The sequence below is a fragment of the Clostridioides sp. GD02367 genome, assembly GCF_045900275.1.
GTDB lineage: Bacteria > Bacillota > Clostridia > Peptostreptococcales > Peptostreptococcaceae > Clostridioides > Clostridioides difficile_A.
On record NZ_JBJODK010000002.1, the window covers coordinates 215,800 to 228,823 of the forward strand.

11 protein-coding genes and 1 riboswitch are annotated in these 13,024 nt (G+C 28.8%); of the genes, 9 read left to right on the forward strand and 2 right to left on the reverse strand.

What is annotated here, in order from left to right:
• Positions 1 to 25 precede the first annotated feature (25 nt).
• From Q3223_RS03000 to Q3223_RS03025, 6 genes are all read left to right on the forward strand, one after another.
• Positions 26 to 472 (forward strand): PTS sugar transporter subunit IIA, encoded by a 447-nt coding sequence (locus Q3223_RS03000; RefSeq protein ID WP_054270836.1) that lies wholly within the window; start codon positions 26 to 28, stop codon positions 470 to 472.
• A 95-nt stretch (positions 473 to 567) separates the two neighbouring features.
• Positions 568 to 870, forward strand: coding sequence for a PTS sugar transporter subunit IIB (locus Q3223_RS03005; RefSeq protein ID WP_054270835.1), 303 nt, complete (start codon positions 568 to 570; stop codon positions 868 to 870).
• Between the two features lie 95 nt (positions 871 to 965).
• Positions 966 to 2,372: a PTS transporter subunit IIC gene (locus Q3223_RS03010; RefSeq protein WP_243192643.1), complete on the forward strand. Its 1,407-nt coding sequence runs from the start codon at positions 966 to 968 to the stop codon at positions 2,370 to 2,372.
• 334 nt (positions 2,373 to 2,706) lie between these two features.
• The gene (locus Q3223_RS03015) at positions 2,707 to 3,765 is read left to right on the forward strand and encodes a galactitol-1-phosphate 5-dehydrogenase (protein ID WP_407811586.1); all 1,059 of its coding nucleotides are present in this window, start codon (positions 2,707 to 2,709) and stop codon (positions 3,763 to 3,765) included.
• A gap of 74 nt (positions 3,766 to 3,839) precedes the next feature.
• Positions 3,840 to 4,526 (forward strand): L-ribulose-5-phosphate 4-epimerase, encoded by a 687-nt coding sequence (gene araD, locus Q3223_RS03020; RefSeq protein ID WP_054270832.1) that lies wholly within the window; start codon positions 3,840 to 3,842, stop codon positions 4,524 to 4,526.
• A gap of 17 nt (positions 4,527 to 4,543) precedes the next feature.
• Positions 4,544 to 5,191, forward strand: coding sequence for a class II aldolase/adducin family protein (locus Q3223_RS03025; protein ID WP_054270831.1), 648 nt, complete (start codon positions 4,544 to 4,546; stop codon positions 5,189 to 5,191).
• A gap of 150 nt (positions 5,192 to 5,341) precedes the next feature.
• Here Q3223_RS03025 and Q3223_RS03030 read toward each other — a convergent pair whose 3' ends face one another.
• Positions 5,342 to 6,709, reverse strand: a complete 1,368-nt coding sequence (locus Q3223_RS03030) for a sodium:alanine symporter family protein (protein ID WP_054270830.1) — start codon at positions 6,707 to 6,709, stop codon at positions 5,342 to 5,344.
• 188 nt (positions 6,710 to 6,897) lie between these two features.
• Positions 6,898 to 6,986: riboswitch (glycine riboswitch) on the reverse strand.
• A 428-nt stretch (positions 6,987 to 7,414) separates the two neighbouring features.
• On the opposite strand from Q3223_RS03030, the gene Q3223_RS03035 reads away from it, so the two are divergent.
• Positions 7,415 to 9,535 (forward strand): DNA topoisomerase III, encoded by a 2,121-nt coding sequence (locus Q3223_RS03035; RefSeq protein WP_223153150.1) that lies wholly within the window; start codon positions 7,415 to 7,417, stop codon positions 9,533 to 9,535.
• A gap of 103 nt (positions 9,536 to 9,638) precedes the next feature.
• Positions 9,639 to 10,880, forward strand: coding sequence for a flagellar protein FliS (locus Q3223_RS03040; protein WP_284182093.1), 1,242 nt, complete (start codon positions 9,639 to 9,641; stop codon positions 10,878 to 10,880).
• Between the two features lie 64 nt (positions 10,881 to 10,944).
• Here Q3223_RS03040 and ytvI read toward each other — a convergent pair whose 3' ends face one another.
• The gene (gene ytvI / locus Q3223_RS03045; RefSeq protein ID WP_074178357.1) at positions 10,945 to 12,006 is read right to left on the reverse strand and encodes a sporulation integral membrane protein YtvI; all 1,062 of its coding nucleotides are present in this window, start codon (positions 12,004 to 12,006) and stop codon (positions 10,945 to 10,947) included.
• Between the two features lie 277 nt (positions 12,007 to 12,283).
• Here ytvI and Q3223_RS03050 point away from each other — a divergent pair, with 277 nt between their 5' ends.
• Entirely contained in the window at positions 12,284 to 13,024 is a 741-nt protein-coding gene (locus tag Q3223_RS03050; RefSeq protein ID WP_167640604.1) for a tyrosine-protein phosphatase, read from the forward strand.

A 13,024-nucleotide genomic window follows, 5' to 3' on the forward strand; every position in this document is an offset into this window, starting at 1 on the left:
CAAAAAATTGAGAGGAGTCAAAGTAATGAATGTAGATTTAATATCATTAGGCTTAGAATCTAATGATTATGAAAGTGTTATTAAAGAATTAGGAAATAAAATGTATGAAAAAGAATATGTAAAAAACACATACATAAGTGCTGTATTAGAAAGAGAAAAGACACTACCAACAGGTCTTGATATTGGTGAAATGTGTGTTGCTATTCCGCATACAGATTCAAAACATATAAATGAATCTAATGTAGCTGTGGGTATATTGAAAAATCCTGTAAAGTTTAATTCAATGATAGACCCAACAGATAGATTGGATGTAGAACTTGTATTCTTATTAGCAGTAAAGAATCCAGATTCACAAGTAAAATTATTAAAAGATTTAATGTCAGTTTTTCAAAATATAAAATTATTAAAAAATATAAAAAATGCGTCAACAAAAGAAGAAGTAGCTCAATTATTGGATTTTATAGAGTTATAGTGAAAATCCAAACAATCAAGAGTAAGTGTTGTTTTTAAATGAATTTAATTTATATAAAATAAAAACTTAAAGTATAAAATTAGGAGGAAATTATTATGAAACAATTCAATGTATTATCAGTTTGTGGTTCAGGGACAGTTACATCATCAATGGTGGCAGGTAAATTAAAAGAAGTATTAGGAGATAAGGGAATTTCTATTACAACAACAGAAGCTAGACCAACAGAAGCACTAAATTTGGCACAATCAGGAAGATTTGATTTTATAACATTTACTAGTCCACTTCAAACAGGTGATTATGGAATACCTACCATAAATGCATTTGCTTGTTTAACTGGAATAGGTGAAGAGGCATTTTTTGAAGAAGTATTAACTGTTATTGAGGGAATAAATAAGTAATATCTAGGTGTAAATTATAGTATTTAAATCTGTGATTTAGATACTATAATTAGTCTGAAAATTCAATCAAATATTTATAAATAGGAGGATAAAAGATGTTAGAATTTATGAAATCTATAATCGATACATTTGGTTCTGCAATTATAGTTCCAATTATAATATTCATAATAGCAAAGATATTTAAAGTGACTACAAAGAAATCGTTTCTTTCTGCTGTATATGCAGGAGTTGCTTTACAAGGTTTTACACTTATATTAAATTCTTTTACACCAATAATAACACCAGTTATTAATAGAATGGTTGAAAGTACAGGGGTAAATCTACCAGTTTTTGATGTTGGTTGGCAAGCTACATCATTGGTCGCATTTTCAACAAGTGCAGGAATGATATATTTAGGTCTTGGAATTTTATTACAAACAATTTTATTTTTAGTAAAATGGACAGATGTATTTCAGCCTTCAGATTTATGGAATAATTATTCGTATATGGTATGGGGAGCTATGGTCATAGGAGTAACAGGAAATTTCCCTTTAGGTATAGGATGTATGGTTTTATTAAACTTATATAGTTTATTAATATCAGAATTAGTTGCAAAGAGATGGTCCAGTTACTATAGATATCCTAATTGTACAATAATAGCTATGCATAACGTTGAGGCCTCTGTATTTGCAGTATTTGCAGACCCTATATACAATAAACTTGGATTAAACAAAATTAAGTTAAATCCTAAAGAACTAGAGAAAAAACTAGGTTTCTTAGGTGAACCAATTACTTTAGGTCTTTTTCTAGGTATGTTTATTGGGATATTAGGTAATATGACAAGAATAAATACTATGGAAGCTTGGGGGGAAATAATGAAGGTAGGAATATCTACGAGTGCTGTTATGGCAATTTTCCCTAAAGTAGCAAGTATGTTTGCTCAAGCATTTGCACCTATAACAGAAGCTGCTAGAAAGATTATGCAAAAAGCTGGAAATCGTGAGTGGTATATAGCAGTAAATGATGCTGTTGGATATGGTGAACCTGCAACACTAATATCAGGTCTTATTTTAATTCCAATAATGCTTGTAGTAGCCATGATACTTCCTGGTAATAAGGTATTACCAGTTGTAGATTTATTGGCAATTCCATACATGGTGCAAGGTTTAGTTGCTATACATAATGGTAATATTCCAAAAGTGTTAGTTTCAGGTATAATTTGGTTTGGGCTAGGATTATATATTTGTACATCTACAGCACCATTATTTACAGATATGGCTACAGGAATAGGAGTTGCTATACCAGCAGGAGCAATGCTAATAACAAGTTTCAATATATTAGGAAAACCTCTGATGGGATTAGTTTTCTTTGCGTTTTTAAGTACAAATCCGATTTATATAGGTCTTTCGATTGCAATTTACTTCATCTTATGGGCGTTATTTAGAAAAAATAAAGCAAGTATACTTGATTATTTAGAAAAGCAAGCACTTAAAAATGTAGTAGAGGAGTCTGTAGCAGTTTAAATTTATAAGTGATAAAAAGAGTAATTAAAGGAGTTTATAGTTGATTTTATATAAATATCAGAGATTATTTGATAAGTATTTAAATGAAATATAGACTCCTTTTTATGATGTATATATTTATAGTTTATAGTATTGTATAGTCAATTTTTTAGGTGTCTTGTTATACAAACATACTCTTTTATGTTTATACAATAATGTAGTCTAATTTTATAAAATGTAACTCATATTGGCAAAATACTTTGTATATAACGTATTTGCATGAATAAACTATTTATCTTTTGTATGGCATAGATATTGCTATATACAAGTATATAGCATGAAAGGAGATATTTATATGTCAGATAAAATGAGAGCATCAGTATTATACAATATAGGTGATGTTAGATATGAAATGGTAGATATACCAGAAATAAAAGAGAAAGAAGTACTTGTAAATGTAAAATATGTTGGAATATGTGGTTCAGATTTACCTAGGTCTATGGTAAGTGGTTTGAGTGGAAATACAGCATATCCATTAATTTTAGGACATGAATTTTCTGGGGAAGTTGTTAAAGTTGGAGAAAAAGTAAAAAATATTAATGTAGGAGATAGAGTGACAGTTGCTCCATTAGTACCTTGTAGAGAATGTAACCATTGTAAAAAGGGTAATTTTGGTTTGTGTGATGATTACAATATAATTGGAACAAGAGTAAATGGAGCATTGGCAGAATATGTAAGAGTTCCTGAAGAACATATTTTAAAACTTCCAGATACATTGGACTATGAAACTGCTGCTGGAATTGAACCAGCAACTATAGCTTATCATGGTATTTCAAATTCAGGTATTAAAGTAGGAGATAGTGTAGTTGTATTAGGTTGTGGTCCAATAGGCCAATTTACTATACAATGGGCAAGGGTTTTTGGAGCGTCTAAAATTATAGCTATCGATATTTTTAATGAAAAATTAGAACTTTCTAAATCTCTAGGAGCAAATTATACCTTGAATTCAAAAGAAGTAAATGTAATTGAAGAAGTAAGAAAAATAACCAATGGTGGTTCTGATATTGTTATAGAAACTGCTGGTAGTAGGTTTACACAAGAACAATCTTTACTAATAGCGAAAAAAAGAGGGCAGATAGTATTTGTAGGAATATCACATGCAGAACTACCGCTTAGTGTAGAAGCTACTGAGTGTATATTGCGTGGAGAACTCACTTTAAAAGGTTCTTGGAATTCATATACAAGTCCTTATCCTGGAAGAGCATGGACTGCAACTTTGGATTTTATGGAAAAAGGTGATATTGTTTTTACACCAATGATTTCACACAAAATAGGGCTTAATGAGGTAGGAGATTTTTTAAGTAAAATGAGCAAGAAAGAGATTAAATTTAATAAAATCCTAGTAGAAATATAATAATTAAATTATAAAATTTGGATATTAAACAAAATAAGAGTAATTTTTCTAAATAAAATGTAGGGGGGAGAAAGATGTTAGAAAGTTTAAAGGAAGAGGTACTAAAAGCGAATTTAGAATTACCTGCAAGAGGGCTAATTACTTATACCTGGGGAAATGTGAGTGGTATAGACAGAGAAAAAGGATTGGTAGTTATAAAACCAAGTGGTGTAGAGTATAGTAGTATGAGTGTAGAAGACATGGTAGTAGTTGATTTAGAAGGCAATGTAATTGATGGTAAATTGAAGCCATCTTCAGATACTCCAACGCATCTAGTTTTATATAAAGAGTTTGAAGAATTAGGAGGAATAGTGCATACACATTCAAGTTGGGCAACTATTTGGGCTCAAATAGGAAAATCTATACCAGCATGTGGTACTACTCATGCAGATTATTTTTACGGTAGTATACCATGCACTAGAAAAATGGTTCGAGAAGAAATTTGTAATGATTATGAAAAGGAGACTGGAAATGTGATTGTTGAAGAGTTTATGGGAAAAAATCCAATTCATTGTCCAGGAATAATTGTGAATGACCATGGACCTTTTACATGGGGCAAAAATGCGAAAGAGGCTGTACATAATGCAGTAGTTTTGGAAGAAGTCGCAAAAATGGCTTATTATACAGAATTAATGAGCCCTGAGAACATTATGGATAAAGTGCTTATGAATAAACATTTTTCGAGAAAACATGGAAAAGATGCATACTATGGTCAAAAATGATTATTTGGAGGTAAATTATGTTGGAGTCTTTGAAGGTTAAAATTGTGGAGATAGCAATTAAAGCAGAACATTATGGCTTATGTAAAGAAAAGGCTGGTAATTTTAGTATTAGAGATAAAGAGACTGGATATGTTCTCATAACACCCTCTGGTATAGGAAGAGGAGAATTAAAAACAGAACATATTTGTGTGTTAGATTTAGATGGAAATGTAATAGAAGTTAAGAAGGGAATTAAGCCTAGCAGTGAGATATTGATGCATATTGAAATATATAAAACAAGGGAAAATGTGAATGCTATATCACACACTCACTCTATATATGCAACATCTTTTTCGGTAGCAAAGAAACCCATTATACCAATTGTATATGAGTCTGTTAATTATGGTGGTTATGTGGATATTGCTCCATATGCAAGGCCAGGAACTTTAAAACTTGCTAAAAATGTTTCAAAATTATTGCTATATACAGATGCTTGTTTGTTAGAAAGACATGGATTAACAACTGTGGGTAATGATTTAGAAGAGGCATTATTAAAATCAAGGTATGTAGAAGAAGTAGCAGAAATATACTATAGGTCTTTAGTGTTAAATCAATTTAAGGAACCTGAAGCAGTAGATGTTGATGAATTTAAATCATGGAAATATCCAGAAGAAATAAAATTTTAATCTATACAAATTACATTAAGATATTAATTAAAATATAGATATACTATTTATGTGAATTATTATTTTTGTAAATGTATTTAGTATACTTTTTTAAACGAATATAGAATTCCAGAGTCGTATGAATTTGACTTGGAATTCTATATTTTTTATTTATGCATTATTTTTCAACTGATTTTCTGGAGAATTTATATATTCAAAGTATTTTTTAGTTTCAGATACTATTATAGGAGATAATGCAAGTAAAGCTATTAGGTTAGGTATTGCCATAAGTCCATTTACAATATCAGCAATTATCCAAACAACTTCTAATTTTAAGAATGCACCTAATAGTACCATGGCAACAAATACAGTTCTATATCCATTCATGCCTTTTACACCAAATAGGAACTCAAAACATCTTTCTCCATAATAACTCCAACCTAAAATTGTAGTAAATGCAAATAATGTCAAACTAATTGTAAGTAATATTGGTCCAAATGTAGGAATTGCTCCATTAAAAGCTGCCTGTGTCATAACAGCTCCATTAAGGTCTGAACACCATACTCCTGAAATAACAAGAGAGAATCCAGTAAGTGTACAGATTATAATAGTATCTATAAAAGTACCTGTCATAGATATAAGACCCTGTTCCGCTGGCCATTCAGTTTTAGCCGCAGCTGCAGCTATTGGAGCACTACCTAGACCAGATTCATTTGAAAATACACCACGAGCTATACCATTTCTAATAGCTAGTGAGATAGTTGCTCCTAGGAAACCACCAGTTGCAGCAGTAGTTGTAAAAGCACTTTTAATTATTAGCATAAAAGTTTCTGGTATCTTGTTCCAGAAAGATATTAAAATAATACCACAGATTACAATGTATATAACAGCCATAAAAGGTACTATTTTAGTAGCTACATTAGAGATACTTTTAAGACCTCCAAACACAACTAAGGCTACAAATACTGCTAATATGACACCTGTAATTCTAGGGTCTACACCAAAACTACTATTTATTGCATCTGTTATTGAATTTACTTGAGTGAAAGTACCTATTCCTAAAAGTGCAACTAATATACCACTTATAGCAAAAAATATTGCAAGAGGTCTCCATTTTTCACCCATACCGTTTACTATGTAATACATAGGTCCACCAGACACTTGACCATTTTTGTCTTTAGTTCTATATTTTATTGCAAGAACACCTTCTGAATACTTAGTAGCCATTCCAAAGAATGCTGCTATCCACATCCAAAAAAGGGCCCCAGGTCCCCCAGCCTTAATAGCTGTAGCAACACCTACAATATTACCAGTACCAACTGTAGCAGCTAGTGCAGTACATAAAGCTGCAAAACTTGAAACATCACCACTACCTTTGTTTTCAGCAGAGAAGATTAATTTAAGAGCTCTTGGAAGTTTAGTTATTTGTATAACTCCAAGTTTAACAGTAAGCAATATACCAGTACCAACAAGTAGTACTAGTAAGGGTGGTCCCCAAATAAAAGCATCAACTTTGTTTAAAATATCAATTAGATTCATAAAAACACTCCCTCATTTTTTTTGCTTTGCATAATCAATAGAATTTTTAATGAAGTAATTGACAGGAAATAAGTATAATTTATTAATAATTTCTAGTGTAATAAAAAAAGCTAAATCTAAAAAAGATTCAGCTCTGGATATACACTAATTAACAACCAAAATAAAAGTATTAATAATACTGATTTTGGTAGATAATCCCTGTCCTTTTGCCTGAGAGATTGAGCATAAAAGCCTTGCCCCTTCGGCGCCCATAATGGGTCTCTCCAGAGTTCCGTAAATTTTACAGTCCTACTTTTAAAAAGTACCTGAGAGTGTTACTCCTTCGGTGTGCTAGATAGCAACTCTTCTATAAAATCTTAACCGGATATTGATTTGTCATAGCTTATTGTATTAATAATATTAATATAAGTTTTTATGTTTTGTCAACTAAAAAATTAAAAAACAGTAAGAAAATATAAAAATGTAAGTCTAATTACGAATTATAAATTTAAAAATATAAGTAATATACGTGAAATTTGATGTAATAATAAGCATATAAATTAGGTATAAAATAAGTTTTAGATAAAAAAATAAGAAAATCTTAAATAATTAATTAGATACCATTAAATTATGGTAATATTATAGTTACGATATTAAGAAAAGTTCTATTTATTTAGATTTTAAGTGCAATATGAGATTGAACATAGAGAAAGGAAGTATTTTTAGATGGGAAAAATATTAGTACTAGCAGAAAAACCTTCTGTTGGAAGAGATATAGCAAAAGTTTTGGGGTCGAAAAATGAAAAAAATGGATATATAGAGGGGCCAAAGTATGTAGTTACTTGGGCATTAGGTCATTTAGTTACACTTGCAGACCCTGAAAGTTATGGAGAAAGATATAAATCATGGAACTTAGAAGACTTACCAATTCTTCCTAAGTATCTAAAGACTGTTGTAATAAAAAAGAGTGGAAAGCAATTTAATACAGTCAAGGCTCAAATGAATAGGAATGATATAGATGAAATAGTTATAGCAACAGATGCAGGTCGTGAAGGAGAACTTGTGGCAAGATGGATAATAGAAAAATCACAAGTAAAAAAGCCTTTAAAACGTCTTTGGATTTCTTCAAGTACAGATAAAGCAATAAAAGAAGGTTTTGCAAAATTAAAAAGTGGAAAAGAATATGAGAATTTATATTATTCAGCAATAGCACGAGCAGAAGCTGATTGGATTATTGGAATAAATGCAACTAGAGCTTTGACAACAAAGTATAATGCGCAACTTTCTTGTGGAAGAGTTCAAACACCAACTCTTGCCATGTTACTAAAGAGAGAGGAAGAAATAAGAGATTTTAAACCTAAAGAATACTATGGATTGGAGTTAATTGCTACAAAGGGAAGTTCAGACATAAAATTTATTTGGAGTGATAAGAACAACAATTCTTCAACATTCAGTAAAGAAAAGATAGATTCTACATTAAAAAAGGTGAAAAATTTAGATATAAAAATATCTGAGGTAAGTAAATCATATAAGAAAAAATATTCTCCTGCACTATATGATTTAACAGAGTTGCAAAGAGATGCAAATAAAATGTTTGGATTTTCAGCAAAAGAAACATTGTCTATAATGCAAAAGTTATATGAGCATCATAAAGTGCTTACTTATCCTAGAACTGATTCTAGATATTTAACATCAGATATTGTTGGGACATTAAAAGACAGGATAAAAGCTGTAAATGTTAGTGATTATTCAAAGATTTGCAACAAATTATTAAAAAGCAATATTACAGCTAATAAATCTTTTGTTGATAATTCAAAGGTAACAGACCATCATGCAATAATACCAACAGAGCAGAAGGTATTTATGAGTGATTTTAGTGATAAAGAGCGAAAAATATATAATCTTGTAGTAAAAAGATTTTTAGCAGTATTATCTCCTCCATTTGAATATGAGCAGACAACTATAAATGCAAGTATAGAGGGAGAAACATTCAAAGCAAAGGGAAATAAAGTAATAAATTTAGGATGGAAGGAAAGCTATAAAGATATTGATGATGAAGATGAATATGAAAGTATACCAAATGTTTTAGAAAAAGACATACTTAAAGTTAAGGAATTAAAGGTAACTTCAGGTAAAACAAATCCACCACCATATTTAAATGAGGGCACATTATTAACAGCTATGGAAAAAAATGGTCTTGGAACAGTTGCTACAAGAGCAGATATAATAGAAAAATTGTTCAATTCATTTTTGATGGAAAAGAAAAATAAAGATATATATATAACATCAAAAGGGAGACAATTATTGGATTTAGTTCCAGTAGATTTGAAAACACCAGAACTTACAGCTTCATGGGAAAAAAAACTATTGGAGATTTCAAAGGGAAAACTTAATAAAAACACATTTATAAATGATATGAAAGCTTATTCAAAAGACATTGTCTTAGAAGTGAAAAATAGTGATAATAAATTTAAACATGATAATTTAACTAAAAATAGATGTCCAGAGTGTGGTAAATTCATGCTAGAGGTAAATGGTAAAAAGGGTAAAATGCTGATTTGTGAAGATAGAGAGTGTAATACTAGAAAAACTATATCACAAGTAACTAATTCAAGGTGCCCTAATTGTCATAAGAAATTAGAACTTCGTGGAGAAGGTGAAGGAAGAATTTTCACTTGTAGCTGTGGATATAGAGAGAAATTGTCATCTTTCAATAAAAGAAAGCAAGAGGAAAAAAAGAAGGCATCAAAAAAAGATGTTAATCAATACTTAAAAAATCAAAACAAAACTCAAGAAACATTTAATAATCCATTTGCAGAAGCACTAGCTAAATTGAAAAATAAATAGTTTTTAAATTATTATTATACACAATTAGAAGTTTAACTATATATTAGTTATATGTACTGATATAATATAGTGTATAATTTAGGCATGAAAGTAGGGCTGTTAAATGGATTTAAATATTATATTTGAATATTATTGTAAAAAATGTGAGGATACATGGAATAATTCAAGTGTTGAATTATCTGAGAATATAGAAACATATAGTAAAAATTCACAAAAAAAGAGTGAAAAAGAATTGGATAAATTGATAGATACATTATCAACTCACTTAAAAAAATATCCAAGTGATTTTGTATTGAGAAGAATGTGGGTAAAAAAAGGTGAGGTATTTTTACAAAACACATTAGAAAAAGACAATATTTTCAAGTTAGAAAAAATGGATGTTGAAGATAGAAAAAAGTTTTTAGGTATAACAAAACAGTTTATTAGAGATGCCAGAAAATTTGATGATGATTTGCCTATAAGTGATATTATGCAGGCTATGAGGAATGTGTGGATTTCAAATGCATTACAATTATTATTTGATAAAGAAGTTTATTATTCAAAAGCAAACTTTGCATATAGCATGTTATATCCATATACAGACAACTATTTAGACAATACAAATATAAATGAAATTGATAAAGTCTTATTTAATAGCGGGTTAGAAAAAAGACTCTTGGGAGAACAAATTAAACCTAATAACTACCATGAAAGTAAAGTATCCCAAATGATTGATTATATTGAAAGTGTTTATCCTAGAGAAAAATTTAAAGAAGTCTATGAGTCACTATTATTGATATTTAAAAGTCAAGTAAAGAGCTTAAAGCAACAAGATAGAAAAAGTAATTTGTGTGAAGAAGAATTATTATCTATTTCTATTGAAAAAGGTGGTTCATCTGTTTTAGTAGATGGATACTTAATAAGTGGTTTGATGACAAAGGAAGAAATAGAGTTTTGCATTGGTTATGGATTTTTATTGCAAGTATCTGACGATTTGCAGGATATAAAAGAAGATTTAAAATTCAATCATGAAACTGTTATGACAGAAACGATAAAAAATGGAACTTTAGATAAAATCACAAATAAATTAATAAATTTTACTATTGAATTGATAGATGGTTTTAAAATTAATAATAAAAACGAATCTGTAATAACTATGATAAAGAATGATTGCTTGATGTTAATCTTATTTTCTGTAGTGTATAATGCTGAATTTTTTTCTAAGGAATATATAAAAGAAATAGAAAAATTTATTCCATATACAATATCTTACTCATTAGAAATTAAAGAAAAATTTAAAAATGTAGATGTTTTAAATAATGAAGACGAATATAAAGAAATGATTGATATTATTTGTAAAGAGTAGCAAAAATAGTGAGATGTACAATACATCTCACTATTTTAAGTTTAAATAAAATGTAAAAGCTAATCTATTTAAATGCAGTGATAATACCATTATCGTGTAGATTTTTTATGATTGTAGCTGCGATGGGAAATCCAAATAATCCAGCTATTCCAAATAGTTGAGCTCCAACAAACATACACATTAGAGTTATTAAAGGGTATAGACCAATTTGGTGTCCTACTACCTTTGGTTCTAGTATCTGTCTAACTACAGTTATAATGATATATAGTATTAGAAGCCCTATTGCTAAGTTGATATTGCCATTAATTAATGAAATAATCATCCAAGGTGTCAAAATACTTCCTGTACCTAAGACTGGTAAAATATCAACAAGTGCTATTATGACAGATATAGCAAATGCATTTTCAACTCTTAGGATATTAAGTCCAATAAGTAGCTCTATAAATGTCACTGATAGTAGTATTGCATATGCTTTTAGCAGTTTTAAAAGAGCATTAATACTACTATTTTTTATATTTATTATCATCAGCTGACTTTTTTCTGGAAATTGTTTTAAGATAAAGTTTACTATTTTTTGATAGTCAAAAGTAAAGAAAAAAGAAGCAATCAAGGTAATAATAAGTTTTAGCATAAATGCAGGTGTTTTACTTGCAATACTTGCAATAGCATTAAGTGCATTTGTTGAAACAGAGGCGACTAAAGACATCATCGATTGACTTATATTATCCCAACCAAGTATCAATGCTAGGTTAACATTAGGTGTACTAGCATCTATTTTAGAAAACAGAGTATTTAGTGTTGGTTGTATATTTGATTTATATATTTCAGGAAGTCTAAAAAATATGTCACTTACACTCGTAAATATTTTTGCACCAAAACTAATTAATAAAAATATGCATAATCCATAAAAGGCTAAAAGTACTGTTACAGAAATAAATGTACGATTTAAATTCGTATTATTTGTAATAAGTCTTATAATAGGTCTTAAGATGGATGCAATGATAAAACTGATGACAAAAGGCATCAACAATGGTAACAAGAATTTTAACGCAATATATACAATACTTCCTATTAAGACAACATATGTAAACTTAATTATAAAATTCTTTTGCTTTTGAATGTCCATAATATAAAACCTCCAATGTATTTGATATTATTCTAAATATGGTCTTTTTTACATAAAATATACTACTGTATATTGATTATAAACTATAAAGCTTCTACAAAGTAAATAAATTATGTAAAATTTAGGTTAATTTTGTATAAAGATATACTTTTATATTTTACAATTGCTAACTAAATACTAAAAAATATTTTAAATAAACAATATGAAATTGTGATAAAATTAATTTATAAATATTATTAAATATAAGTACAATAGATAGCTTTTAAGAGGTGGTAAGATGAAAAATTTTAGGGATTTAGGTGGTAATAAAACTGAAGATGGTAGGACTGTAAAGTATGGTTTATTTTATAGGTCTGCAAAATTATCAAATCTAAGTAAAAATGATATAAAAATTTTAAAAGAATTAAATATTAAATATATATTTGATTATAGAAGTGACGAAGAAGCTCGTAAACATCCATCAACAATAATATCAAATATAAAAAACATAAGAATTCCAGCTATGAGAGAGTTAGAAGAATCAGAAGGGAATTTTGGTTCTATTGAAGATATGATTGATGGTTTGTTTGAAAAAGATGGTGCATTTAATATGTTAAACAATAGTTATTATAATTTACCAATAAGAAATCCATCTTATAAAAAATTAGTAGAGCTTGTAAAGGATTATTCTAATTTACCAATATTAAATCATTGTACAGCAGGGAAAGATAGAACTGGTGTAGGGAGTGCTATAATTCTTATGATTTTAGGTGTATCAAGAGAGAACATAATGAAAGATTATTTGAAAAGTAATGAATTTGCAGATAAGGAAATAGAAAGGTTTATTGAATATAAGCCTAAATTTAAAGGAATTCCAAAAGAAAAATTAAATTATATATTTGGTGTGAATGAAGAATATATGAAGACTGCTTTTAGAAGAATTGATGAAGAATACAGTAGTGTGGAAAAATATTTATATGGAGAATTTAGTTTAGATAAAGAAGAAATAAAAAAATTGAGAAATCAATATTTAGAGTAA